The sequence below is a fragment of the Amycolatopsis rubida genome (genome assembly GCF_900115345.1).
Lineage (GTDB): Bacteria > Actinomycetota > Actinomycetes > Mycobacteriales > Pseudonocardiaceae > Amycolatopsis > Amycolatopsis rubida.
Genome location: NZ_FOWC01000003.1, coordinates 501,524 through 526,340 on the forward strand (window position 1 = coordinate 501,524; position 24,817 = coordinate 526,340).

24 protein-coding genes are annotated in these 24,817 nt (G+C 71.2%); 10 read left to right on the top strand and 14 right to left on the bottom strand.

Annotated elements, in window-relative coordinates; all coding sequences use genetic code 11:
- Nucleotides 1-65: 65 nt before the first annotated feature.
- On the bottom strand, nucleotides 66-215 hold the full coding sequence (locus BM362_RS47475; protein WP_167545336.1) for a hypothetical protein: 150 nt from the start codon (nucleotides 213-215) through the stop codon (nucleotides 66-68).
- Between the two features lie 248 nt (nucleotides 216-463).
- On the opposite strand from BM362_RS47475, the gene BM362_RS16655 reads away from it, so the two are divergent.
- Complete coding sequence (locus BM362_RS16655; RefSeq protein ID WP_067581398.1) at nucleotides 464-970, top strand: mycothiol transferase; 507 nt, start codon at nucleotides 464-466, stop codon at nucleotides 968-970.
- 520 nt (nucleotides 971-1,490) lie between these two features.
- Here BM362_RS16655 and soxR read toward each other — a convergent pair.
- Nucleotides 1,491-1,958: a redox-sensitive transcriptional activator SoxR gene (gene soxR / locus BM362_RS16660; RefSeq protein WP_067581400.1), complete on the bottom strand. Its 468-nt coding sequence runs from the start codon at nucleotides 1,956-1,958 to the stop codon at nucleotides 1,491-1,493.
- Between the two features lie 92 nt (nucleotides 1,959-2,050).
- Between soxR and BM362_RS16665 the strand changes: the two genes are divergently transcribed.
- Nucleotides 2,051-2,611 (top strand): NADPH-dependent FMN reductase, encoded by a 561-nt coding sequence (locus BM362_RS16665; RefSeq protein WP_093573716.1) that lies wholly within the window; start codon nucleotides 2,051-2,053, stop codon nucleotides 2,609-2,611.
- Nucleotides 2,612-2,996: 385 nt separating this feature from the next.
- Here the strand turns inward: BM362_RS16665 and BM362_RS16670 are convergent, their stop codons facing one another.
- On the bottom strand, nucleotides 2,997-4,232 hold the full coding sequence (locus tag BM362_RS16670; protein WP_093573717.1) for an FAD-dependent oxidoreductase: 1,236 nt from the start codon (nucleotides 4,230-4,232) through the stop codon (nucleotides 2,997-2,999).
- Between the two features lie 56 nt (nucleotides 4,233-4,288).
- On the opposite strand from BM362_RS16670, the gene BM362_RS16675 reads away from it, so the two are divergent.
- A complete protein-coding gene (locus tag BM362_RS16675) occupies nucleotides 4,289-4,882 on the top strand; it encodes a TetR/AcrR family transcriptional regulator (protein ID WP_093573718.1) in 594 nt (197 codons plus the stop codon).
- Here BM362_RS16675 and BM362_RS16680 read toward each other — a convergent pair.
- From BM362_RS16680 to BM362_RS16690, 3 genes are read right to left on the bottom strand one after another with little or no spacing between them, the layout of a single operon-like run.
- Nucleotides 4,879-5,361 carry a hypothetical protein gene (locus BM362_RS16680; protein WP_093573719.1) on the bottom strand — a complete coding sequence of 161 codons (483 nt, stop codon included), beginning with the start codon at nucleotides 5,359-5,361 and terminating at the stop codon, nucleotides 4,879-4,881. The genes BM362_RS16675 and BM362_RS16680 overlap by 4 nt on opposite strands.
- Complete coding sequence (locus BM362_RS16685; RefSeq protein ID WP_208865239.1) at nucleotides 5,358-6,704, bottom strand: sensor histidine kinase; 1,347 nt, start codon at nucleotides 6,702-6,704, stop codon at nucleotides 5,358-5,360. Before BM362_RS16685 ends, BM362_RS16680 begins: the two co-directional genes overlap by 4 nt.
- Before the next feature lie 59 nt (nucleotides 6,705-6,763).
- On the bottom strand, nucleotides 6,764-7,444 hold the full coding sequence (locus tag BM362_RS16690; RefSeq protein WP_067581411.1) for a response regulator transcription factor: 681 nt from the start codon (nucleotides 7,442-7,444) through the stop codon (nucleotides 6,764-6,766).
- 112 nt (nucleotides 7,445-7,556) lie between these two features.
- On the opposite strand from BM362_RS16690, the gene BM362_RS16695 reads away from it, so the two are divergent.
- Nucleotides 7,557-8,468 carry a phosphatase PAP2 family protein gene (locus tag BM362_RS16695; protein WP_093573721.1) on the top strand — a complete coding sequence of 304 codons (912 nt, stop codon included), beginning with the start codon at nucleotides 7,557-7,559 and terminating at the stop codon, nucleotides 8,466-8,468.
- A gap of 32 nt (nucleotides 8,469-8,500) precedes the next feature.
- On the opposite strand, the gene BM362_RS16700 is transcribed toward BM362_RS16695, so the two are convergent.
- The 3 genes from BM362_RS16700 to BM362_RS16710 all read right to left on the bottom strand — a co-directional run bounded on the left by BM362_RS16700 (nucleotide 8,501) and on the right by BM362_RS16710 (nucleotide 11,456).
- Nucleotides 8,501-9,475 (bottom strand): pirin family protein, encoded by a 975-nt coding sequence (locus tag BM362_RS16700; protein ID WP_067581415.1) that lies wholly within the window; start codon nucleotides 9,473-9,475, stop codon nucleotides 8,501-8,503.
- Between the two features lie 90 nt (nucleotides 9,476-9,565).
- A complete protein-coding gene (locus tag BM362_RS16705) occupies nucleotides 9,566-10,387 on the bottom strand; it encodes an alpha/beta fold hydrolase (protein WP_093573722.1) in 822 nt (273 codons plus the stop codon).
- A 10-nt stretch (nucleotides 10,388-10,397) separates the two neighbouring features.
- Nucleotides 10,398-11,456: a zinc-binding metallopeptidase family protein gene (locus BM362_RS16710; protein WP_093573723.1), complete on the bottom strand. Its 1,059-nt coding sequence runs from the start codon at nucleotides 11,454-11,456 to the stop codon at nucleotides 10,398-10,400.
- A gap of 96 nt (nucleotides 11,457-11,552) precedes the next feature.
- Here BM362_RS16710 and BM362_RS16715 point away from each other — a divergent pair, with 96 nt between their 5' ends.
- Nucleotides 11,553-12,473 (top strand): hypothetical protein, encoded by a 921-nt coding sequence (locus BM362_RS16715; RefSeq protein WP_093573724.1) that lies wholly within the window; start codon nucleotides 11,553-11,555, stop codon nucleotides 12,471-12,473.
- 6 nt (nucleotides 12,474-12,479) lie between these two features.
- Here the strand turns inward: BM362_RS16715 and BM362_RS16720 are convergent, their stop codons facing one another.
- On the bottom strand, nucleotides 12,480-12,947 hold the full coding sequence (locus tag BM362_RS16720; protein WP_067581423.1) for a MarR family winged helix-turn-helix transcriptional regulator: 468 nt from the start codon (nucleotides 12,945-12,947) through the stop codon (nucleotides 12,480-12,482).
- A gap of 134 nt (nucleotides 12,948-13,081) precedes the next feature.
- Between BM362_RS16720 and BM362_RS16725 the strand changes: the two genes are divergently transcribed.
- The 5 genes from BM362_RS16725 to BM362_RS16745 all read left to right on the top strand — a co-directional run bounded on the left by BM362_RS16725 (nucleotide 13,082) and on the right by BM362_RS16745 (nucleotide 18,879).
- On the top strand, nucleotides 13,082-14,269 hold the full coding sequence (locus BM362_RS16725; protein WP_067581425.1) for an FAD-dependent monooxygenase: 1,188 nt from the start codon (nucleotides 13,082-13,084) through the stop codon (nucleotides 14,267-14,269).
- Nucleotides 14,270-14,399: 130 nt separating this feature from the next.
- Entirely contained in the window at nucleotides 14,400-16,232 is a 1,833-nt protein-coding gene (locus BM362_RS16730) for an FUSC family protein (protein ID WP_093573725.1), read from the top strand.
- 72 nt (nucleotides 16,233-16,304) lie between these two features.
- A complete protein-coding gene (locus BM362_RS16735) occupies nucleotides 16,305-17,072 on the top strand; it encodes an NPP1 family protein (RefSeq protein ID WP_093573726.1) in 768 nt (255 codons plus the stop codon).
- A gap of 148 nt (nucleotides 17,073-17,220) precedes the next feature.
- Entirely contained in the window at nucleotides 17,221-18,417 is a 1,197-nt protein-coding gene (locus tag BM362_RS16740) for a CaiB/BaiF CoA transferase family protein (protein WP_093573727.1), read from the top strand.
- A gap of 33 nt (nucleotides 18,418-18,450) precedes the next feature.
- Nucleotides 18,451-18,879: a MarR family winged helix-turn-helix transcriptional regulator gene (locus tag BM362_RS16745; RefSeq protein WP_093573728.1), complete on the top strand. Its 429-nt coding sequence runs from the start codon at nucleotides 18,451-18,453 to the stop codon at nucleotides 18,877-18,879.
- Between the two features lie 115 nt (nucleotides 18,880-18,994).
- Here the strand turns inward: BM362_RS16745 and BM362_RS16750 are convergent, their stop codons facing one another.
- The 4 genes from BM362_RS16750 to BM362_RS16765 all read right to left on the bottom strand — a co-directional run bounded on the left by BM362_RS16750 (nucleotide 18,995) and on the right by BM362_RS16765 (nucleotide 24,816).
- A complete protein-coding gene (locus tag BM362_RS16750) occupies nucleotides 18,995-19,921 on the bottom strand; it encodes a LysR family transcriptional regulator (protein ID WP_093573729.1) in 927 nt (308 codons plus the stop codon).
- Between the two features lie 251 nt (nucleotides 19,922-20,172).
- Nucleotides 20,173-22,548, bottom strand: coding sequence for a CaiB/BaiF CoA-transferase family protein (locus BM362_RS16755; RefSeq protein ID WP_093573730.1), 2,376 nt, complete (start codon nucleotides 22,546-22,548; stop codon nucleotides 20,173-20,175).
- Nucleotides 22,549-22,569: 21 nt separating this feature from the next.
- Nucleotides 22,570-23,751: an acyl-CoA dehydrogenase family protein gene (locus BM362_RS16760; protein ID WP_093573731.1), complete on the bottom strand. Its 1,182-nt coding sequence runs from the start codon at nucleotides 23,749-23,751 to the stop codon at nucleotides 22,570-22,572.
- A gap of 3 nt (nucleotides 23,752-23,754) precedes the next feature.
- A complete protein-coding gene (locus BM362_RS16765) occupies nucleotides 23,755-24,816 on the bottom strand; it encodes an acyl-CoA dehydrogenase family protein (protein ID WP_093573732.1) in 1,062 nt (353 codons plus the stop codon).
- Nucleotide 24,817: the final 1 nt, after the last annotated feature.

Here is a 24,817-nt window from a genome sequence, read left to right on the forward strand (position 1 = left end):
GGCGCATGATTTCGCGCTGCTGAGCTCAGGATCCGGCGGATAGCGAAGCGAACGTCCCGGGTGGACTACTTGCGCCGGTTGCGCAGGATCACCAGCAGAACCGTGATCGCCGAAACCGCGCAGGCGGCGGTGATCACCATCCCCGCCCAGGCGGGAATCGCGATACCGGCGATGTTGTCGAAGCCGGACAGGGCGCGGGGCGCGGTGATCGCCACAGGGCCCTCCGTTCGCGTCGTCGGCGTGCAGATCGCTTTCGCGCTGGATTTTACCCGACGTCGGCCGCCCCTGTCAGGTCCGAAGTGGACAGTTGCGGTCACCGCTGGTAGTCATCGGATTTCCCGTGTCGAAGCGGTTCGAACCGGCGCGAACGGACCCCTCGTGCCGCTCGAGTCACAGTGCTGGGCACAAGCGGATCTTCGGGGCATGATCGAGGCAAGCGCACGACGACGGAGAGGAGCGCGAGATGAATGTGGCCGATCTGCTCGTGGACGGATTCGGCCGGGTGCGGGAAGCGGTGCACCAGGCAGTCGACGGGCTGACCGCGGAGCAACTGGCGGCGCGACCCGGCCCGGAGGCCAACTCGATCGGCTGGCTGGTCTGGCATGTGGCGAGGGTGCAGGACGACCATGTCGCGGACGTCGCGGGCACCGACCAGTTCTGGACGGCACAGGACTGGCGCGAGAAATTCGACCTGCCGTTCCCGGCCGGCGATATCGGTTACGGGCACAGCAGCGACGACGTGGCCAAGGTGCAACCGCAGTCGCCGGGCTTGCTCACCGGCTACTACGACGCCGTGCACGAGCACACGGTGTCCTGGGTGACCAGCCTCAACGGGGCGGCCCTGGACCGCGTGGTCGACGAAGGCTGGAACCCGCCGGTGACGCTTGGAGTCCGGCTGGTCAGCGTGCTGTCCGACGACCTTCAGCACGCCGGACAGGCCGCCTACGTGAGGGGGTTGCTGCTGGGATGACCCGAACCGGAGCGACCGACGCGCCGGGCGAGTGACCGGGCCTGCTTGCGCGGCAGCGGGCCAAGGAGGGCGGCGATGCCTGCTGGCCAACACGCGGTGCGGGCGTGTGGTGAGAGCTGGGCTGGTGGCTGACGCGGGCATGGTGCGAGTCCGCGGCGAGAGCGGAGCGGAGGAGAGGGCGCGGCGAGAACGGGACTGGTGGTTGACGGGACTGGTGGTTGACGAGAGGACGGTGAGGGTGTGCGGTGAGAGTTAGGTTGCTGGCCAACGCGCAGTGAGAGCGTGCGGCGAAGGCTGGGCTGGTGGCTGACTCGGGCGTGGTGAGAGTGCTTGGTGAGTGCTGGGCTGGTGGCTGACTCGGGCATGGTGAGAGTGCGCGGTGAATGCTGGGCTGGCCGAAGCGGGCGCAGCCTCGCGGGGCGCAGTTTCGTCTGGAGCAGCGCGGCCGCAGTTCCGCGCGGAAGGGTCCTCGGTGCCGGCGGCCGCTCGGTCTCGGAGAAATCTCGGCTGCCGAGCGGTCTCACTCGAAACCGGTTCCCCGATGGTCCGGCAGTCGTCGTGGGCCGGGGCCGTCTTGGCCTAGGCGGTCTTCCGGGTTGGCCAGGCGGCATTTGGCCAGGGACATGCAGCCGCAGCCGATGCAGTCGTTCAGCTGGTCCCGGAGTTGTTCCAGCTGGCGGATGCGCTGGTCGAGGTCGGAGCGCCAGCAGGACGAGATGCGGGACCAGTCGGCGCGGGTCGGGGTGCGGTCGTCCGGGAGGAGGGCCAGCACGTCGCGGATCTGCGCCAGCGGCATGCCCACCCGCTGCGACATGCGGATGAACGTGACCCGCCGCAGGGTGTCGCGGCGGTAGCGGCGCTGGTTGCCCGCGGTGCGCCTGCTGCGGATCAGGTTCTCGTCCTCGTAGAACCGGAGGGCCGACGCGGGTACGCCGCTGCGGTGGGAGAGTTCGCCCACGGTCAGTTCCGGCAGCTCCGTTTTCGTCATGCCCTCAGCATAGCTTGACTTAAAGGGAGCTTGAAGTTCGAGACTCCTTCCGGAGGCGGGAAACCTGTTCCGCCCCGGGAAAGGAGAAAAACGTGTCCGAAGCTCCCGTCCGGCTCGCTGTGCTCGTCGGCAGCGCCAGGGAAGGGCGGTTCGCCCCCACGGTCGTGCGCTGGTTCTCCCGCCAGGCCGACCGGCACGGCGGGTTCGCGGTCGATGTCCTCGACGTCGCCGAGATCTCGCTGCCGCTCGCGATGAACGGCGAGGGGGCCGCGCCCGTCGCTGCCCGGCTCGCGGCGGCGGGCGCGTTCGTCGTGGTCACGCCGGAGTACAACCACAGCTACCCGGCCGCGCTCAAGAACGTCCTCGACTGGTTCCGCGGCGAATGGCACGCGAAACCGGTCGCTTTCGTGTCCTACGGCGGGATTTCCGGCGGGCTGCGCGCTGTCGAACACCTCCGTCCGGTCTTCGCCGAGCTGCACGCGGTCACCATCCGCGAAACCGTGAGCTTCCACGGGGTGCACGGCCGCTTCGGGGAGGACGGCGAACCGCTCGACCCTGCCGCCGAGACCGCGGCGAATGCGTTGCTCGACCAGCTCGAATGGTGGGCCCGTGCGTTGCAGGACGCTCGGTTGGTGCGGGCTTATCCGGCATAACGACCGCGGCGCGGCGTGGTTGAGGTGCCGGAGGCGGGCTGACGGTGCGGACGCTGTTCTGGCGACGCTTGGCTGGCTGTCTGCCGGGAAGCGGCGCATGTGCCGTCCGGAGCCGCCCTGGTCGTGCGACGAGTCCGGTGCAGCACTGTCCGGAGAGTCAGCGAGTCCGGTCTAGCACTGTCCAGAGAGTCAACGAGCCCGGTTCAGCACTGTCCGAAGGGGCAGCGAGCCTGGTGCAGCACTGTCCGGAGAGTCAACGAGCCTGGTGCAGCACTGTCCGGAGAGTCAGCGAGTCCGGTCCGGCGTCGTCCGGAGAGTCAGCGAGTCCGGTGCGGTGCCGCGAAACCCAAGCGGGCGAGCGGCATCGCACCGGACGAACAAGCGGTCAGCCAGCGTGACTGTCCACACCGGACCGTCGGGCGAAAGCAGGTGCGTGTTCCGGGCGCAGCCCAACACCGCCAAGGTAAGCGGTAACCCCGGAAAGCACCGGGAACCGTTGCACCACCCGCATGGGCGCGGGCAAGCGGACCAGCGTCCCGGCGAGTGCGGGGCGGAGCAGCATCTCGTGTTCGCCTCGCTGGCTCGACTGCACCGCGACCGTCGGCAGCAGACGGCGGCGGCGTACGGCGGCCAGGCGGGACATCGGAACCTCCCCGCGGCGCAACGGTTCTGCGAGGAGTCGTGCGGTGGCGACGGCGTCTTGCACGGCGAGGTTCACCCCGACGCCGCCCACCGGTGACATCGGGTGTGCTGCGTCGCCGATGCACAGCCCTCCGGGGGCGTGCCAGCGCGGCAGCAGGCCCATGGTCACTTCGAGTAGTTTCACGTCGTCCCACGAGCGGACGGCGGACACCTGTGCGGGCGTCCAGCCGAACAGTTCGGCCAGCCGCGAGCGGAAGTCTTCGATGGGGCCGGAACGCAGGTGGGCGTCTTGGCCTCGGGGGATGAGGTACGAGGTCTGGTAGTAATCGCCGCGGTCCATGGTCACTGAGGCGTATCCGGGGCCGAACCGGGCGAACACCCCCTGTTCGCCCGGTCCGGCTTTCGGCACTCGCACCTGCCAGACGTCCATCGGGACGTCCGATTCCCGCAGGGCGAGGCCGAGTTCGTGGCGCACTGTCGACCAGCGTCCGTCGCAGCCGACGGTGAGTGGGGCGGCAAGAGAGTGGACGATGCCGTTGTCGTCGAGGTAGTCGACGCCGGTCACGCGTCCGCCCTCGCGGCGCAGGGACACGACGGACGCGCCCATGCGCAGGGAGAATTTCGGTTCCGCCGCACCGGCTTCGGCCAGCAGGGCCAGGAATTCGGCTTGCGGGACCATCGCGATGTGCTTGTGCGGGCCGCGCAGTCTGCTGAAGTCGGCGGCGATCACGGTCTCCGCGCCGATCTCCATTTTCATCCGCTCCAGGACCGAACGGGACAACGCGGCGAACTGAGTGCCGAGGCCGAGTTCGTCCAGCAGCCGCAGCGTCGACGGGTGCACGGTGTCGCCGCGGAAATCCCGCAGGAAGTCACGGTGCTTCTCCAGCACCGCCACCTCGACCCCGGCCCGCGCCAGCAGCAGGCCCAGCATCACGCCTGCCGGACCGCCCCCGGCGACCACGCATCCGGTCCGTTCCATCGGGACCTCCAATCTTAGAGACTCTCTAAGTTTAGAGTAACGCTAAGATTCACGCCATGACCGGGTTGCGGGAAGAGAAGAAGCGGCGGACCCGCCAGGCGCTGATCGAGGCGGCGCTCACGCTGTTCGACGAGCAGGGGTACGACGGCACGACCGTCGCCGAGATCTCCGCGCGGGCGAAGGTGTCCCCGGCGACGTACTTCAACTACTTCGCGGCCAAAGAGGACGTTGTCTTCGCTGACCAGCATCTTTACGACGAGGTGGTGGACGGGGTCTTCGCGGCGGCGGAGCCGGGCGCGCCGGTGGCGGAGATGGTGAGCAGGACCGTCCACGCGCTGGCGTCGGCGGACGCGTGGAGTTTTCCGCTGGACCATCCGCTCACCGAGGTGCGCACCCGGCTGCTGGCCGGGGTGCCTGCGTTGCGCGCGGGATACCTGCTGCGCAACGCCGCGGTGGGCGATCGGTGGGCGGAGAAGCTCTACAAGACGTGTGCGCCGCAGCTGGACCGGGTCGAGGCTGCCGCGTTGACCGGTGCGGTGCTCGGCGCGTTGGAGGCGGCGCTGCGGCAGGTGCCGGAGGGGCGCAGCGCGACGGAAGTCGTGCTGGGGATCGTCGAGCGGGTCGTGCGCGGGTTGATGCCGGAAGGCTAGTTGCAGTACAAGGATTCGAGTTTGGTGTCCGAGGCGACCACGGTGATTCCCTTGCCGACCGGCTGCCCGGACGCCGCCAGCGACGCGGACACGGTGCAGACCACCTGCTGCAGGCCGACCGGGTAAAGCAGTTTCATCGATTCGGAGACGGTCACGGTCACCGGCTGGGCCGAGGTGTCGACCGTGACGGGCCGGCCGGGCGAGAGCGTCGAGTAGAAACCCTCTTGCTCTTCCGTGCGAGTCGGGCCGCCGAACAGCTCCGTCAGCACCGTCGTGGGGTTCGCGTCCCTCGCCCAGGCACGTTGCACGGGGCTGAGTTGTCCCGCGTAGACGAAGTAGAGCGTGATTTGCGGACGCGGCGCGCCCAACTGGAATCCGCCGGGGGCGTCTCCGGCAGGGACCACTCCGGTCGGCTGGATGCCGCAACCAGCGAGGGCCAAGACAGCCGCGAAAGCGACGCAGAGCCGCAGAAGTTTCAACGCTCCTCCTGCGCGGTTCGGGGCAGCAGGAGCGTGAACCGCGCCCCGCCGCCGGTATTGGCCGCTTCGAGGTCGCCGCCGTGCAGCCGGGCGTTTTCCAGCGCGATCGACAGGCCGAGGCCGCTGCCGTCGGACCGGGCCCGCGAGGTGTCGGCCTTCGCGAAGCGGTCGAACACTTTCGGCAGCACCTCCTCGGGGATTCCCGGGCCGTGGTCGGTGACGGTCAGGAAGACAGTCGTGTCGTCGGTGCTCAGCCGGATTTCGACCGGCGGGGCGCCGTGGCGCAGGGCGTTGCCGACGAGGTTGGCGACGACCAGGTCGAGCCGTCGCGGGTCAGCGGGCACGGTGACGCTCGGCAGGTCGGCCGTCACGGAGCCGGTCCAGCCGCGGGCGGCGAGGCTGTTCGCCACGGCCTCGGCCAGGTCGACCTCTTCGACCCGCAGCTCGGCCCGTCCGGCGTCGAAGCGGGAGATCTCGACGAGGTCCTGCACGAGCCGGGTCAGCCGCCGGGTTTCGGCGGATACCAGCCGCGCCGCCACGGCGGTGTCCGAGGGCAGCTGGTCGGCGTCCTCGTCGAGAACGTCGGTGACCACGTTCATCGCGGCCAGCGGGGTGCGCAGCTCGTGCGAGACGTCCGCGACGAACCGGCGCGCGTCGGCCTCCATCTCGCGCAGCGAGCCGACCGTGCGTTCCAGTTCCGCCGCGGTGTGGTTGAACGTGGCGACCAGCTGGGCCAGTTCGTCGGAACCCTTGGCGGGCAGGCGCACGTCGAGCTGTCCGTCGCCGAGTTTGCGGGCCGCGGAGTTCAGCGCGCGCACCGGTCGCAGCACCTGCCGCGCGGCCAGCAGCGCCAGCGCGACCGCGATCGGCAAGGCCAGCGCGGTCATCAGCCACGCGCGCGTCGCCAGCTGCTCGATCGCGGCCTGCTGGGTGGCGAGCGGGACCGTTTTGTAGACCTCGATGCCGGTGTGTTCGCTCTTCGTCGCGCCGTAGCGCAGCAGCGGCATCCCGATGTAGAGCACCGGGCGCCCGCCCTCGACGACCCGCTGGAACTGGATGCTGGTCCCGCCCGCGACCGCGGTGCGCAGCCCGGCGGGCAGCGCCGCCGGATTCAGCCCGGCGCGCGAATGCAGCGACCCGAACACGACGGTCGTGACGCCCTTGAGCGAGCTCGCCATGTTGTCGAGCTGCCGCTGGTCGGGCGGCAGGGTCAGCTGCGGCAGGTACGTCCTGACCTCGTCGCGCAGCTGCACCATCGCCGGGTCCTGCACGCCGGCCAGGATCGTGTTGCGCGCGGACACGTAGCTCGCGCCCGCCGCCGCGCCCGCGCCGACCAGCGTCATCGCCGCGAACGCCAGCACCAGCCGCAGGCGCAGCCCGGACACCCACGACCGGAGCCGTTTCACGAGCGGCCGAACCGGTAGCCGAAGCCGCGGACCGTCTGCACGTGGTCCGGCTGCGCCGGAACGTCCTCGATCTTCGCGCGCAGCCGCTGCACGCAGGCGTCGACCAGGCGGGAATCGCCGAGATAATCATGGCCCCACACGGACGCGAGGAGCTGGCTCCGGCTGTACACCTGGCCTGGCGTGCGCGAGATCTCCAGCAGCAGCTTCAGTTCGGTCGGCGTCAGCGAGACCTGCTCGCCGTGTTTGCGCACCAGCATCCCGGCCCGGTCGATCACCAGGTCGCCGTGCTGTTCGGGGCCCGCGGCGCCGGGTTCGGCGGCGGTGCGGCGCAGCACCGCGCGGATCCGGGCGTCGAGCACGCGCGGTTCGATCGGCTTCACGACGTAGTCGTCCGCACCCGCTTCGAGGCCGGCGACGATGTCGAAATCGTCGCTGCGCGCGGTGAGCATGATGATCGGCACCTGGCCGAGCGCGCGGATCCGGCGGCAGGTCTCGAACCCGTCGATGCCGGGCAGCATGAGGTCGAGCACCACGAGGTCCGGCGCGCGTTCGCGCAGCTGCGCCACGCCGTCCTCGCCGGTCGCGGCCGGGTGCACCGTGTGTCCTTGCCGGCGCAGCGCCAGCTCCATGCCCTCGCGGACGGACGCGTCGTCCTCGATCACCAACACCACAGCCACAGGGGCCATTATTCGGAATGCCCGCGGATTCGCGCGAGCCGGGCGGATCTTGTAGCGAAACCATGACACGGCCCTGACGAGATCCCGAAATCCCGAGGCCAGGCTCGAAGGCATGGCAGTGCTGACTCCTGAAACGCCGACCGTGCCCTCGTCCGCGCCCCGGCCCGCGCTCGCCCCGCCGCGGCGTTCGCGGACCGCCGTGCTGGTCGCGGCCGCGATCGGGTTCGCGGGCGCGTTCGTCGTCGCCTACCTGCTGTTCGTGCGGACCGAGGCCGGGCAGCGCGCCGAGGACGGGGTCGTCCGCTTCGCGCAGAACCTGCCGCGGTCCACTGTGGACTGGGCGCGGCCGCTGGCCGGGATCGACGGGGTCGAGGTGTTCGGCGCGGCCGGGATCGTCATCGTGGCGCTCGCGGTGCTGCGCAAGCGGTTCGCGCTCGGCGTGACCGCGCTGGTGCTGTACTTGCTGCCGCTGGCCGCCGCGCAGCTGCTCAAGATCTACCTGCTGGACCGGCCGGACGTCGGTTCGGCCGGGGCTCCGCACCACAACAGCTTTCCGAGCGGGCACGTGAGCGCGGCCACCGCCGTGCTGCTGGCATTGGCCGTGGTGCTGCCCGCGCGGTTCCGGACCTGGGTGCTCGCCGTGGGGGCGCCCGGCGTCGCCTGGGTGGCCGCGGCGACCGTCGCGCTCAGCTGGCACCGCCTGTCGGACACCGTGGGCGCCTGCCTGCTGGTGGCCGCGGTGGTGTCGGCGGGCGCGGCGGTCGTCTCGGCGCGGCGTCCGGACGGCAGCCGGATTCCGCCGGTGCTGACGGCGATCGCGCTGCTCGCGCCGGTCGCGGTGGTGCTGGGCGGATACGCGGTGCTGGCCTCGGCGACGTCGGTTCCGGCCCGGTTCGTGGCGGCGCTGGTGCTGGCGGCGCTGAGCGCGGTGGCGGTGGTGCTGCTGGCGGCAGGGCCGCTCCGGCGGGTGAATTTCGATCCGTCGGGGGCGCGGAACCGGCTCAGCGGGGCCGAGGGGCCGTGAGCGCTGGTGCCGGTTCTTGCCGGCACCAGCACTCACGAGGGGTTGCGGCGCGGTTTGATCCGCACGGCGGGCAGCGGGGGAGCGGGCAGCCGCGCCGGGCCGCCGGGGTACGGCTCGATCGCGCCGAACTGCTCGGAGTTCGCCTCCCACGCCGCGCGGTACTCGGCGATCTCGTCGTGGCTGCGGCCGACGAAGTTCCACCACATCAGGATTTCCTCGCCGAACGGCGGCCCGCCGAGCACGATCGCCCGCGCCGGGGAGGACCCGGGGTTGTCCAGGCCGAGCGCGGTCGCGCCGATGCCCAGACAGCCGAGCTGGGCCCGCCGCAGCGGAGTGCCCGCGAAGGTGAGCTCTCCGGTGTCGAGCAGGACGCCGTGCTCGAAGGACGGATCCGCGGCGAGGCTCAGCGATGCGCCCGGGTCGAGGACGATTTCCGCGCCCAGCAACGGAGTGAAGGTCTTGACCGGCGAGGTTTGCCCGGCCAGCGTGCCGAGGAAGACACGGGCGGTGGCTCCGTCGAGGTCAGTGGCTGGCGGGACGTAATGCTGGAAGTCGCGGGCGGTGTGCCGGTGCTCGTCCGGCAGCGCGACCCAGAGCTGGACCCCGTGCAGCATCGTGGTTTCCGGCGTCGACACCTCTTCGTGGCAGATGCCGTGCCCGCCGGTCATCAGGTTCAGCTCGCCGGGCCGGACCATCGCGTGCGAGCCGAGGCTGTCGCGGTGCTCGATCTCGCCGGTGAACAGCCAGCTCACCGTCTGCAGCCCGGTGTGCGGATGCGGGCCGACGGACATGCCGCCGCTGACTGAGGTGTCGTCCGGACCGTAGTGGTCGGCGAAGCACCACGCGCCGATCAGCGACCGCCGGCGCTGCGGCAGGGTGCGGCGGACGGGCATCGCCCGCGGGCCGCCGAGCGGGACGGAACGGGCGTCGAGGATCTCGACCTTGCCGGGGTCGACGGGGTCGCCGCCGCACGCCAGTTCGGCCGGGTCGGTCTCGACGTTGCTCATGCCTGCCACGATAACCGGCGATACTCGGGGTCACTGCTCGACTGTCGGTGAGGGCCACCCTGAGGGAATCAGAGTCTGTGAGGGTTCCCCTCACCGACAGCCGGGGAGGTTGCGCAGCCAGTCGAGCGCGGTCGGGAGCGCGTTGAGCACCGAGATGTGCCCGTCGCGCGGACGCAGCCACAGCTCGGCGTCCGGGAGGTTTCGCAGGAGCCATTCGCTGTGGCTGACCGGGACGACCCGATCGCCGCCGCCGTGCACCAGCAGCACCGGGACCCGCACGCCGGAGACGGAGAACCCCCATGGCGCGACGTATGCGAGGTCGTCGTCGGCTTCCGCGGCCACGTCCGCCGCGGCACCGGCGTCCTCGCCCAGCGGACCCCACGTGCCGCGCAGCGCCGCCCAGTCCGCGTCGGTGAAGCTCGCCGGGTCGAATTTCTGCGTTTCTCCGTGCCGCAGCCGGGTTTCGCGACCCTTGCGGGCGGCCCGCAACGAGCTGTCGTCGACCATCCCGCCGTACCAGTCGTACTCCTCGGAGTACGGAGCCAACCCGGCGAGGCACACCGCCGCCGTCACCCGGTCCGGCAGCACCGCGGCGCAAGCCAGCGTGTGCGGTCCGCCGCCGGACGCTCCCATTGCCGCGAACCGCGGCAGGTCCAGCGCATCGGCCAGGTGCTTTACGTCTTCGGCGGCCGAGCCCACCGTCCGGCCGACCTGGGGAGCGGACCCGTCGTATCCGGGCCGCGCATAGGAAACGACGCGAAAACCCCGCGCGGCCGCGGCCTCCACCACCGGCGGCAGCAGGCGACCGGATTGCGGAGTCCCGTGGTGCCACACCAACGGAAAACCGTCGCCCCCGCTGTCGTGGACCCGGAGGTTCCGGCCGTCGGGCAGCGGCACGTCAGTCGTCCCCATGCCGGGGACTCTAGCCGCCCCGGCGCGCTCGATCGGCGAAATTGTCCCAAGCCTGCCGGACCAGTGCGGGATGCGCGAGGAGGTCCGACGCGGTGCGCGCCAGCGCCGACGCCGTCGCGAGCAGCACCGTCCTGGCCCGCGGCGACCCGGTCGCCTCGGCGAACGCCCGGCTGCCGACCGCGCGCACCGGATCGTGCAGCGCGACGGACGGATGGATCGCCGGCATCCGCACGCTCAAGTCGCCCACCTCGGGCCTGCCGGGAATCGCCGCGGCTCCGGACGGGGACGCGTGGATCCCGCACGCCGCGAGATGCCGGGCGAAATGCCCGGACAGCACCGGATTGTCCTGGAACCGCGCGTGAATCGGGCCGAACCGTTCGACGTTCGCCTTGGTTCCGGTCGCCATCGCGGCGCCTTCGGCGGCGGTGGTCACTTCGGTGACGACGTGCCCGAGCGTTTCGGAGTCCGGCGCGCGCAACCCGAAGCGGGCTTCGGCGAAATCGGGCACCACCTCGGTGGATTCCCCGCCGTGCGTCACGATTCCCCGCACCGCCGCGCCGGCGGGGAGCCGGGCCCGCAGTGCGGCGATCGCGGTGAAGACCTGCACCAGCCCGGCGACCGCGTCGGTGCTGTCTTCGGGAGCCGGTCCGGAATTCCCGTGCACGCTCACGCGCAGTTCGGTCCGCGCGGCGAGCGGCGCGGCGGCCCAGGTGTGCACGCCGGGCTGGAAGGTGAGCACCGCGTCGATCTCGTCGCCCGCGCGGTCGGTGACGACGACGGAACCGGATTCCCGCGTCCGGACCGTGGCGAGCGCGGCTCCGAGCACCGCCGCGGCGACGAGGTTGTGCCCGAATTCCCGGAGCCGGTCGGACGGGAGCAGCAGGGCGACGCACGGACGGCCGGAGCCGTACCGCGCGGTGCGGCCGTCGATTTCGAACCCGGCTTCGGCGAGCGGGCCGAGATCCGGCTCCTGCTCGCCGGCCGGTTCGCGAGACCAGGCCCAGAGCCGCTCGGCGAGCAGCTCGATCTCGTGGTCGGTCCGGTCGTGCCGGTCCTCGTCGGACTCCATGCCGCCCAGGTACCCAGCGGGCAGCGATTCGATCCCCTTCGAAAGTGGGTAATTCGGCCGTTGGCGCGCCCGCGGCGGTGCGCGAGGGTCACTGGCATGACAGCGGGAAGCTACCGGGTGCTGCCGGCCGAGGTGTCGGCGATCGTGAAGAACGTGGAGGGCCTCGGCGCCACGGCGTTCTCGGCCGTCCGCGACCTGGAGACGCTCGTGATCGACGCCTTGTCGTTCGCGGGCATCGGCAGCGGGGTCGCCGCGGCGAACACCTTGCTGCAGTCGAAACTCGTGTCGTCGCTCGGCGATTTCGTGAAGCTGATCGAACAGGTCAACGGCAAGGTGCAGCACGCGGCGCGGAACTACGCCGACGCCGACACCGCGGTGGCCCGGGGCTACGGCGGCGGCACGGGCGGCGGCGGAGCCGGGGCGGGCGGCGGCGGTGCGGCTGCTGGGGGTGCCGCACCGCAGCAGCTGGACGACCGGGTCGTCGATTCGATCATGCGGTCCGAGGGCGCGACCGGCGAACAGGGCGGCGTGCGCGAGGCGTACGGCTTCCGGGAGAGCATGCACAACGGCTACGACCAGATCATGGCCGCCCGCCGGCAGTACGGCCTCGGCAGCGCCGAAGAACGCGCGGTGGTGGCGCAGCTGATGACCGCGAACGCGCGCCGCGCCGGGGCGATGGAATTCACCGACGCGGGCGCCCAGGCCGCGATCATGTCCGGCGCGCACATGCGCGGCGCGGGCGGCGTCCGGGCGATCCTGAACCACATGGGCGGCGCGGACATCGTGCAGAGCGCGCGCACCCTCGACTCGGCCGCCGTGCAGCAGCTGCAGGGGCTGTCGCCGCAGGAATTCCAGCAGCAGTTCCACGACGCCCGGATCGAATACGACCGCGAGGTCTACGGCGACACGACCACCCGGCAGAACGGGCACACGCAGAACTGGTGGGACCGCTACGGAAACGGCCTGACCCAGCGCTACGACCGCGAGCAGCAGGAGTTCCTGCGGATGTCGCGCTAACCCCGCTCAGTCCAGTTCGGACAACCGGGCCGTCAGGTCCTCGACCAGCCGGGTCAGCAGCCGGTCGAGGACCTGGCGGTCTTCCGCGCTCCAGCCGCTCATCGCTTCGGCGAACCAGCCCTCGATCACCGCGACGTAGCGTTCGGTCGCGGCCGTTCCCCTCGGGGTCAGCTCGATCAGCCGGGCCCGCTGGTCGTCCGGGTCGGCCACGCGCCGGACCAGCCCGCGGCTCTCCAGCCCCTGCACCTGCCGCGTCACGTGCGGGCCGACGACGTTCATCCGGGTCGCGATCTCGCCGATCCGCAGCGGTTCGTCCTCGAGGTGCAGGATGCCGAGCACGCTCATCGCCGGCCGCTCCAGCGGCAGCCCGGTGGCCGCGATCGCGCGCTCGAACAGCTTGCCCCGGCGCAGCGACCCGCTCAGCTCGTTCAGCCGGGGCAGCAGGTCCCGGAACAGGGAAGGGACGGCGGACATCGCGGGCTCCTTGATTAGATACCTAAGTTAGGTATACGGTTGGGTCACCGGGATCGCGCGAGGCGGTTCCGGCCGGTCTCAAAAATGATACCTAAGGTAGGCATCTATCGCCTGCCGGCGGAAAGGGGAGAACCATGAGCAGGAGCGTGCTGATCTCGGGGGCGAGCATCGCGGGCCCGGCGCTGGCGTACTGGCTGAACCGGTACGGCTTCTCGGTCACCGTGGTGGAGAAGGCGGCCGCGGTGCGCGGCGGCGGATACCCGATCGACATGCGCGGCCCGGCCGTCGAGGTGCTGCGGCGGATGGGGCTGGAGGAGACGGCGAGGGAACGGCACGTCGCCACCCGGCGGCTTTCGTTCCTCGACGCGGACGGCGGCGTCCTGAACAGCGTCGCGCCGACCGTGATCACCGGGGACGAGGCCGGCTACGACATCGAACTGGCCCGCGGCGACCTCACCAGCCTGTTGTACGACGCGGTCCGCGACGACGCCGAGTTCCGCTTCTCGGAGTCGATCGCCACGCTGGACGACCGCGGCACCGGGGTCGAGGTGACCTTCGCCAGCGGCCGGAGCCAGACGTTCGACCTGGTCATCGGCGCGGACGGACTGCACTCGAAGACCCGTTCGCTGGCCTTCGGGCCGGAGGAGCAGTTCCACCGCTACCTCGGCTACTGCTTCGCCGGATTCACCATGCCGAACTATCTCGGCCTCTCGCACGAGGGCATGTCCTGGGCGGTGGCGGGCCGGTCGGCCTCGCTCTACGCCGCGGGCGACCGCGACCGCGGCCAGGTGCACGGGTTCCTGGTGTTCACCCGCGCCGACGCGCCCTTCGAAGCGTTCGCTGACCCGGCCGCGCAGCGTGACCTGGTCGCCAGCCGCTTCGAGGGCTGCGGCTGGGAGGTGCCGCGGATGGTCGAGGCGATGCGCTCGGCGGACGATCTGTTCTTCGACGTGGTCAGCCAGATCCACCTGCCGGTGTGGTCGAAAGGCCGCGTCGCGCTGGCCGGGGACGCCGCGCACGCGACGTCGTTCCTGTCCGGGCAGGGGTCGAGCCTCGCGATGATCGGCGCGTACCTGCTGGCCTACGAGCTGGCCGACGCTCCGCACGACGTCGCCTTCGCGGCGTACGAGAAGCGGTCGCGGGAGTTCGTGGAGGCTAACCAGGCGTTGGCTACGGGCGGGTCGGCGCTGATGTCGCCGCGGACCGAGGCCGAGGTGGCGGCGCGGGCCTCGGCGTTGCGGGCGTTGGACGGGCTGCCGGGGTCGGAGCACAGCGAGGTGCACAACTTGCTGACGCTGCCGCCGGAGCGCGCGACCGTCTGAGGCGTCGTGAGTGGCATGAACACTCGTGCTGCACCGCGCTCCGCAGCTGCCTGAGCTGGTGCGGGCTGCGGTGGCGTAAGCGCAACGTGCGAGGCTTCTGCGGGATTGCGCGGTGACGGAACGGGGCGGGATGAACGCGATTGCGCGCGGCGGCGGGATGCTCGCGGCGATTCTGGTGGTCGTCGGCGGCACGGCCGGGCTCGGGGTGGCGCTCGGGCTCGGCGCGACCGCGATGCTGGCCGGGCTGACCGCGTTGTTCTGTTTCATCGCCGCCACCGGCGGGCCGCTGCGGCCGGACCTGTGGCTGCTCGCGGCGTTCGCTCCGGCGGTGGTGATCGGCGGGGCCGGGCCGCGGTTGCTGGGCGAGGTGTCGCCGGTCGCGTCGATCGCGCTGCTGGTGCTGGTGGTCTTCGCGGCGGCGGTGGTGCCCGCGCTCGGGCCGCGGTACGTGACGGTCGGGCTCGGGCTCGGCATGGCTTCGGTGTTCGGCTACGGCTTCCAGCTGAGCGGTGCGGCCAGCCCGGTGCAGATCATCTGCGCGCCGGCGCTGGCCGTCGCGGTCGTGTTCGTGCTGCGGCTGCTGATGGGCCTGGGCGATCCGGGCAAGCCGACCCGCACCGCACTGGCCGACGCGCTCGCCGGACCGGATCGGGCGAGCGCGGAGCGGGCGGTGCGGTTGTGGGTGACCGACCGGCCGCGAGCGTGGCAGGCGCGGGTTCTGGCCGGTGGCGCGCGGTATCACGGCACCGCCGCGCTGCTGCGGGATCGGCTGCGCGCGTTCGACGAAGAGCAAGCGGCGGTGGTTTCCCGAGTGCTCGACGCCGCGGACGAACAGGTTGCGGCGCTGGCGGAAGCCGTGCGGGCGAAGACTGTTTCTGATCCGCCGGAGATCGAGCGGGCCGACCCGGACGTCGCGTTGCCCGGCGACACCGCCGCGCTGCTCGACGAAGCCTGGGCCGGGTTGCTCGCGATCCGGGAAGCCGTGCTGAACCGCGACGAGTCCATTGTGGACTTCCCGCGGCACCTTGTCCGCGAGGCCTTGCGACGCGAGGCGACCGGGGTGTTCTCGTGGCGGTCCGCGCAATTGCGGCACGCGGTGCGGTGCGCGCTGGGGATGCTGGCCGCCGCGGTGATCGCGGCGTTCCGCCCGGGCGACCCGCTCAGGGTGTCGTTCCTCATGACGACGTTCGCGCTCATGCAGCCGGAATGGCGGGACACGCTGGCGAAGGCGTGGCAGCGCGCCGCCGGCGCGGTGGCCGGGGCGGTGGTGCTGGCGATCGCGTTGTGGTTGTTGCCGCCGGGCGCGTTGCTGCCGCTGGGGATTGCCGCGTTGCTCGTCGGGTTCCCGTTCATGCAGGTGCAGCCCATGGTGTTCAACGGCTGCATGGTGCTGATGAGCGTCGGGATGAACGCGGCGACGCGGCATCTGGACGCCGCTTCGGTGCTCGTGGAGTACCTCCTGCTGGTGGCGCTGGCGGTGGTGATCGGTCTGGTGTTCGGCTTCGCCGCGGTGCCCGGGGTGCCGAAACCTTCAGTGGCGCAACGGTTTTCCGACGCCGTCTCCGAGACTGGCGAGCTGCTGGCGTCGGTGGCCGAGCGGTTGCGCGGTGGAGGTGGCCGGCGCGAGGTCGGGCTGCGGTTCCGCGCTGCGGCCCGGACGCATCAGGACCTGCTGAGCCCCGAACCCGGCAGTCGGGAACCTTCCGCGGAGCAGCGAGAAGCCTTGGAAGAGGCCGGACAGGGGTTGCGCGGTCTCACGGCTTCGGCGGGCGCGCTGCTGCAGCGGGACGGTCAGTCGCCGACGATGGCGTCCTTCGCGGAGGCTGCGGCAGGTGCGCTGGCCGGAAGCGGGGAACTGCCGCCGCGACCGTCGGAAGCGGACGAGGAGGAACGGCTGCTGGCCGACCTCGTACGGGCTGACCTGCTGCGCGTGCACCGCGGCGCGGAGGTCCTCGCGAGCTGAAGGTCCGTGCGGCCACCGGATGCTTCCCTGGTATCCCTTCACCTTCCGCGTTCGCGGTGTCACCATCCGGACATGAGGAAACTTCCGCTCGCCCGCGTCGCGACGGTGGCAGCCTGCGCGGCGTTGCTGTTCCCGGTGTCCGCGGCGTACGCCGATCCGCCGCACAACCTGCCGCAGAACGCCAACGGATACGAGCAGTCCTTCTCACCCGCCTACGACTACGACGGCGACGGTTGCTACGCCACCCCCGCGATCGGCCCGGACGGCACCCTCGCGCCCGGCCTCAAGACCACCGGCGCGGTCAACGGCAACTGTCACGACAAGTCCGACCTGGACAACTCCCAGACCTACTCGCGCTCGACCTGCAACCACGGCTGGTGCGCCGTCGTCTACGCGAGCTACTTCGAGAAAGACCAGGCCGTCGACGGCAGCGGCCTCGGCGGGCACCGGCACGACTGGGAGCACGTGATCTCGTGGATCGACCAGTCGTCGAACCAGGTCGAGTACGTCACGACCACGCAGCATTCGTCGCAGGTGACGTACCCGCGGTCGAAGGTGAGCTTCGACGGCGCCCACCCGAAGGCGGTGTACCACAAGGACGGCCCCGGTACGCACTTCTTCCGCCTCGCCGACGCCCACGACGAGCCGCCGGAGAACCACTACCACGATTGGCGCTATCCGCCCCTGGTCGGCTGGGACGGGTGGCCGTCGACCGCGCTGCGCGACCGCCTCACGGGCGCGGACTTCGGTGCGGCGACGATCAAGATCAGCGAGGGCAGGTACCAGGACCTGCTGGAGAAGTCGAAACCGTCCGGCATCCCCTTCGACCCGCGCGGCTGACCGGTCGGGAGGGGAACCCCGCAGGAATCAGATTCCCTCACGGTTCCCCTCACGACCCTAAAGCCGCCCCGAACCGTCAGGACAATGAAGCTTCGGGGTGCGCCACGCAACACAGCATTCCCGCCGAATCCGAGTAATAGTAAGCAGCATGCACCCAGCCCCCGTCGCGCTTCCGCTGGACGGAATCACCGTCGTTTCCATCGAACAGGCAGTCGCCGCCCCGCTGGCCACCCGCACCCTGGCCGACCTGGGCGCCCGGGTCATCAAGGTGGAACGCGCGGACGGCGGCGACTTCGCCCGTCAGTACGACCACGTCGTGCACGGCACCGGCGCCCACTTCGTCTGGCTCAACCGCGGCAAGGAGTCCCTCGCCCTCGACCTGAAGGCCGGCGAGGGCCGTGACGTGGTGCGGAACCTGATCGGCCAAGCCGACGTCTTCGTCCAGAACCTGGCCCCTGGCGCGGCCGCGCGGCTCGGGTTCGGCGCGGCCGAACTGCGCGCCGGGCACCCGGAACTGGTGGCCGTGGACCTCTCCGGCTACGGCGCCGGCGGCCCGAGGGAACAACGCAAGGCCTACGACATGCTGGTCCAGGCCGAAGCGGGCCTGATCGGCATCACCGGCACCCCGGACACCCCGGTCAAGACCGGCATCCCGACCTCCGACATCGCCTCCGGAATGTACTGCGCGCAAGCAGTGCTGGCCGCCCTGCTGCGCCGGTGGCGAACCGGCCAGGGCGCGACGGTCGAGGTGTCGATGCTGGAGGCGACGGTCGAGTGGATGGGCTATGCGATCTACAGCCAGATGTACTCCGGACGCCAGCCCGCGCGCATGGGCTTGAGCCACGCCTCGATCGCCCCCTACGACGCGTATCCGACGAAAGACGGCCAGCTGCTGATCGGGGTCCAGAACGACAGCGGCTGGCGGACCCTGGTCACCTCGGTCCTCGAAGCCCCGCGGCTGGCCGAGGACTCGCGGTTCACCACGAACGTGCAGCGCGTCGAACACCGCGCGGAATGCGACGCCGCGGTCGCCGCCGAGACCGCCCGATGGTCCACAGCGGAATTGGACGAACGGCTCGCGCAAGCCGGAATCCCTGCCGCGCAAGTGAAACAGGTGGCCGACGTCGTGGCTGACCCGCAGCTTCGTGCCCGTGACCGCTGGCGCGAGATCGGCACCGAACACGCGACCGTCGACGCGCTGCTGCCGCCGGTGACGTTCGCGGACGTCGAGGCTCGGATGGGCGACGTGCCCGCGCTCGGCGCGCATACCCGCGCACTGCTCGAAGAAGCCGGGGTCGACGCGGAGGACCTGCTGCGCCGGGGGATCGCCGCCGAGCCGCGTTGACAGTTGTATGGTGCATCTCTAGCATGCCGGGACATGCCGGGAGAAGACCGCGACGGCGATGCCCTGGACGCTATCCACCGCGCGATGATCCTGTTTTCCCGCGGGTCCCGGGTGCGCTCGAACGAACTGTACGAGGGCCTCGGGTTCGTGCAGTACACGATGCTGTCCTCGATCGACCTCGCGGACTGCGCGCACGCGGCGGATCTCGCCCAGGAGTACGGGCTCGACCCCTCGACGGTGAGCAGGCAGCTGGCGGAACTGGAGAACGCCGGGCTGCTGGTGCGCGGCCCGGACCCGCGGCATTCGCGCAGGCAGCGGCTGGAGCTGACCGAAGCCGGGCATCGCGCGCTGGCGATTACCCGTGCGGCGCAACGGGACCGGCTCGAAGAGCGGCTGCGGGACTGGCCGCGCCGCGACGTGGCCGAGTTCGGGCGGTTGCTGAGCAGGTTCGTCGGATCCTAGCGGTCCACTGTGGACGCTTCGGTCGGCCGGTGCTCGCGCGGCCGCCGCGGTTCCGGCTTCGCGGCGGGGTTTTCGGCGCGGCGGGCGTGACTTCGCGGTGGCGCGCCTGGCGAGGTCAGCCGCGGCGGATCGGGCCCAGTTTCGCCGAAAGGGCCTCGGCGAGGTCGGCCGGACGGGGCGGTCCGGCGGCGCGGTCGGCGGCCCAGGCCAGCGCGAGCCTGCTCGGTTCCCAGCCGTCCTCCTCGATCCGGACCAGCTGGAACTCCGGCGGCGAGAACATCCGGCCGATGAACGAGGCCGGAGCGTAGGAGACGAGGGCGACCAGCCGCCGGTTGAACACCTGCGCGGCCATTTCGAGTTCGCCGCCGCGCCCGCTGACCGCGCGCACGATGTTCCGGACGCCGCGGCTGGCGAGTTTCCTGGTCAGCGCGGCGAGGATGACCGGGTTCGGCCGGGCGAAGTCGATGACCACCTCGCGGTCGCGCAATTCCTCGATGCGGACGAGGTCGCGGCAGGCGAGCGGATCGTCCGCGCGGACCGCGATCGCGCCCTGGTACTCGGCGACGGTGCGGGCGCGCAGCCGCTGATCCTCGACGGCGAGGTGGATCAGCCCGAGTTCCAGATGCCCGGACACGAGTTTCGCGGTGACCTCGGCGGCGGAACCGGCGACCTCGAACGTCGCCGGGGCGGCCAGCCCGCCGACCGCGGTTTCCAGGTCTTCGAGCAGATCCGACGGCGCGTACGCGGTGGCCCCGACCCGGATCGGCGTGCCGTCCTCGAGAACTCCCGCCGCGATGTCCTTCAGGCCCTCGACCTGGCGCAGGATCGCCCGCGCCGGGCCGAGCAGCGCTTGGCCGAGCGGGGTGAGCCGGACCTCGTGGTAGTGCCGTTCGAACAGCGGGCCGCCGAGTTCGCGTTCGAGCAGCTTGATCTGCTTGCTGAGCGGGGGAGGAGTGATCCGCAGCCGGTCCGACGCGCGCTTGAAGTGCAGTTCGTCGGCGACCGCGACGAAGTACTTCAGCCGGGTGAAATCGATCTCCATCGTCCAATGTCCAGCGAGGCGGGCGGGTTGCGGCGATCATACGGCGGGGAGCGGCGGTCGGGTGGGGCTGGCGTCGCCGCGCGGAGCCGCCGGATCCTGGGGCGGTGGGATAGGCGGGGTGGGGCGTCACCGCATCCTCGGGCGACAGGATCGGCGAGGGACCAGAAGCGGCCGCGCGAGGAGGCGAACGTCCGTTCCGAATCTCGCCCGGCGCGCATCGTCGGCCGGTGCCGGCCCGGGCCCGCCGGAATTCACCCGGCGCGAGCAGCCCGCCCGCCCTGCTCGTCCGGTACCTCCACCACCCCGCGAGCGACAAGCCCAGCCGTCTCCGCGACCTCCAACCCGAGCAGTTCCGCCGCGATCTCGAACGTCTGCTCGCCCAGCAGCGGCGCCTGCCCCACCGGCGGATCGGCGACATGCGCGGCGTGGATCTGCACGTTCTCCAGCACGTACGGCTCCTCCGCGTACGGATGCAGCTCCTCCCGAAACGCCCGCCGCTCCCGATACTGCTCCCATTCCGGCAGGTCGCCCGCCCGCAGCAGCGCCCCGGCCGGAACCCCCGCGGCCTGCAGCAGCTCCATCGCCTCGAACGGAGAAAGCCGCTCCGTCCACCCGGTCACCGCCGCATCGATCCGAGTCCGGGAAGCAGCTCGGCCGGAGCGGGTGGCCAAACCAGGGTCAGCAGCCAGATCGGGACGGTCCAGCACCGAGCACAACGCGCCCCAATCGGCGTCGTTCCGCACCGTGACGGCGAGCCACTCGTCGTCGCCAGCGGTCGGGAACACGCCCCAAGGCGCGTCGTGCGAGGGACCGTCCAGACAGTGTCCCCGGCGGGCCAGGTCTTCGGCGGCGATCCGGTCCGCGAAGTGGCTCAGCATTACCTCGGACTGCGCGACGCTCACCGCCCCGCCTTCGTGACTGCGTTCGCGACGGACGAGCAGCGCCAACGCGGCCAGCGCGCCGATCCGGGCGCACACGTGATCGGGATAGACCGTGACGGCGTCGCTGAACGTGCCCGGTTCGCCGGGATAGATCCACTCGCTGGTGAGTCCGGTCGCGGCGCGCACGAGCGGGCCGTAGCCGAGCCGGTCGGCCCACGGGCCGGTCGGGCCGAAGGCGGAGCTGTCCACGACGACGATGCCCGGGTTCACCTCGGACAGCGCGGCCCGGTCGAGCCCGAGCGAGGCGATGACGCCGGGTTTGAAGTTGGTCAGCACGACGTCCGACTGCGCGACCAGCCGCCGCACCAGCGCTTGGCCTTCGGGATCGCGCAGGTTGACGCCGATGGCGCGTTTGTTGCGGTGCCCGGCGGCGAAGCCGTGCGACATCAGCCCGGGCAGTGCGGCGCGGGAACCGTCCGGGAACGCCGAGTTCTCGATCTTGATGACGTCCGCGCCGAGGTCGCCGAAGAGCCGTCCGGTGTCGCCGCCGACCACGATCACGCCGAGGTCCAGAACCCGGATTCCCTCCAGCGGACGCCCTTCGCCGCGACGGGGGCGACCAGCGAGGATCGGCGCGGCGGTGACGCGCGCGCCGGTGTCCGGGACGGCGACGGCGCGGTGTCGGTCGATCTCGGTGATCCCGGCCGGGACCGGTGCGACGAGTCCGGGCGACAGTTCGGTGTCGCGGAAGAAGCCTCGGGCGGCGAGCTGGTCGGTGTGCAGGGCTTCGGCGAGCGCGAGTACCGCAGCGGTGGGCACGCCGTGGCGTTGGCCCTCGCATTCCAGCGAAGCCCGGGTGCGGTCGGCGAAGAAGCGGCCGATCGCGGGCAGCAGATCCGGTGACGCGTAGCGTTCGCGCACCTGGTCGTACTTCGGGTCGGCGAATTCGGCCGGGCTGCCCATCCACTCGAACATCCCGCGCCACTGCCGGCGCGACAGCAGGCAGATCCGGACATATCCGTCCTGGCAAGGGAAAATCGGGTACCGGTGGCGTTCTTCGGTGCGTCCGCGCGGCAGATCGCTCAACGGAACCCCGGCGGCGGCGCTGCCGACCATGCCGAACGCCGGGTCCAGCGCCTGCATCGCCCCGTCGAGGACGGCGAAGTCGATGCGGTCGCCGCGTCCGGTGCGCAGCCGGTCCAGATACAGGCTGACCGCCTGGAACGCGGCCTGGGCGGCGGCGACGTGGTAGGGCAGTTCGCCGGGCGGCAGCAGCGGCGCGCGGCCGGGGATGCCGGACCGGGAGAGTTCGCCGGTCAGCGCGTGGAACACCGGGGTGGTGGCCTGCCAGCGCCGCCGGGTCGTGGCGCGGCCGAAGTCGCTGACCGACAGGACGACCAGCGCGGGATGCCGGGTGCGCAGGCCGGGGACGTCGAGCAGTTCTTCGGCGGGCGAGCCCGGCGGGGTGGTCTCGATCAGCAGGTCGGCGTCGGCCAGCAGCTGTTCCCAGCCGTGCGAGCCGGGTTCGGCGGTGGCGTGGGCGAAGCCGTGCCGGTCGATCGCGGTGCCGATCGCGACGCCGTCGACGACCGGTCCGGTGGTGTGGTCGTCGGTGACGCCGGGCAGGACGACCCGGGTGACGCGCGCGCCGAGATCGGCCAGCAGCCGTGCGGTCGCGGTCATCGGGCCGGAGGACAGATCGAGCACGCGGACCCCGGACAGCGGCGGGTCATAGTCGTCGGGCAAGGGAACCAGCCTCCTCGGAGCTCAGCTGCGGCGGACGGCGCGGAAGGGCAGGTCGCGGTCGATCTCGGGCTCCTTGGGCAGGCCGAGGACGCGTTCGGCGATGATCGTGCGCTGGATCTGGTCGGTGCCGCCGCCGATGGAGGTGAAAAACGCGTTGAGCGCCAGGAAGTTCACGTCGTCGGCGACCGGGTTCTCGTCCCCGGCCAGCAGCGTTTCCGGGCCGGCGATGCCGGTGCGCAGCCGCCCTTCGGCGTGCAGAATGCCGGACATCGCGAGCTTTCCCAGCGACATCACCGAACTCGACGTGCCCGGTTCGGCGGCGGCTTTCGCCCGTGCGTTGTTCAGCGCGTTCAGCTCGCGCAACGCGAGCACGGTGGCCAGGTTGTCGCGGACGACCGGATCGGCGAGGCGGCCGCGTTCCCGGGCGAATTCGACGAGGTCGTCGGCGATTGATCCGTGCCGGGAGGCCCGCGCGCCCTCGCCCATGATCGAGCGTTCGTACGCGAGCGCGGTCTGCAGCACGCGCCAGCCCTTGCCCTCTTCGCCGACCAGGTAGTCCGCCGGGATTTCGACGTCGGTCAGGAACACCTCGTTGAAGTGCGCTTCGCCGGTGATCTGCACCAGCGGCCGGATGTCGACGCCGGGCTGGTGCATCGGCACGACGAAGTAGCTGAGGCCCTTGTGCTTCGGGACGTCCCAGTCGGTGCGCGCGATCAGCAGCGCGTAGTCCGCGGACTTCGCGCCGGACGTCCAGACCTTCTGGCCGTTGACGATCCAGCGGTCGCCGTCGCGGACCGCGGTGGTGCGCACGCCGGCGAGGTCCGAGCCCGCGCCGGGTTCGCTGTAGAACAGGCAGGTCCGGGAGCGTTCGGTGAGGACGTCGTAGAGCAGGTCGTTCTTGAGTCTCTCGGTGCCGAACGCGAGGACGGTGTTGGCCGGGATGCTGTACTTGTCCTGGCGGGCGCCGGGCGCGTCAACGGCGTCGAACTCGGCCGCGACCACATCGGCCAGCTCGGCCGGGCAGGCGCGGCCGAACCATTCGACCGGCCAGGTCGGCACGGCGTATCCGGCGGCGACGACTTTTTCCAGCCAGGCAATGCGTTCCGGGGTGGTGCTCCAGCGATCCTCGGCTGGGGCGAGCCCGGTCCATTCCGCGGCGAGCCACGCGCGGACTTCTTCGCGGAGCTGGTTCGCGCTGATCATGAGTCAGGCTCCCTTCGAGACGAGGTAGCGCTCCCGGTGCAGCCGCGAGCCGCCGAACAGCTGCGCGCCGGAGCGGGCGCGGCGCAGGTACAGGTGCGCCGGGTGTTCCCAGGTGAAGCCGATCCCGCCGTGCATCTGGATCGCCGACAGGGCAACGGTTTCGTACGCTTCCGCGCAAGCGAACCCGGCGAGCGCGATCGCGCCGGGGCTGCCCTCGGCCGCGGCGTGCCGGGCGGCCGACGTCGCGGATTCGACGTCCAGGAGACGGTCCGCGGCGAGGTGTTTCATCGCCTGGAAACTGCCGATCGCGCGGCCGAACTGGACGCGGGTTGTGAGGTATTCGACGGTCGTGGCGAAAATCTGCCGAGCACCGCCCGCTTGTTCTCCGGCGAGTGCGATGACGCCGAGGTCCAAGGCTTTCTGCACGGCTTCCCAGCCCGCGGCGCCAATCCGCCGCGCCGGGGTGTCGGCGAAGGCGAACCGGGACAGCCGCACGGTCGGGTCGAATACCGATTCCGCGGTGCGAGTGAAACCGGAGGCGTCGGGTGCGACCTCGAAGACGCCGATGTCGTCGCCGGTGCGAGCGACGACGAGAATGACGTCGGCGACCTGGCCGAAGGTCACATAGGACGCGGTCCCGGTGAGAGTTCCGTTTGCTTGTACCGCAATGGTTTCAGGTGTCCAGGTGGCACTGACGGCGACGGTCCCGATCGAAGACCCGTCGGCGAGCGCGGGCAGCAGGCGGCGTTTGTCCTCTTCGGACCCGGCGGCGTCGATGAGCGTCGCGGTCAGCACCGCGCTCGACAGGAACGGCGACGGCAGCAGCGCCGCCCCGATTTCCTCCGAAACCGCTTCGAGTTCTTCCGCGCCCAGGCCGACTCCGCCGTATTCCGTCGCGATCAGCAGGCCGGGCAATCCCAGTTCGGCCAGTTGTTTCCACAGCTGCGGGTCGTAACCGGAGCCGCTCGCCATCACCCGGCGTACGTCGGCCTCCGTGCAGCGGTCCGCGAGCAGGTCGCGCACCGCCTCTCGCAGCTGTTCGGTTTCCGCGGCGCTGATCGCCATC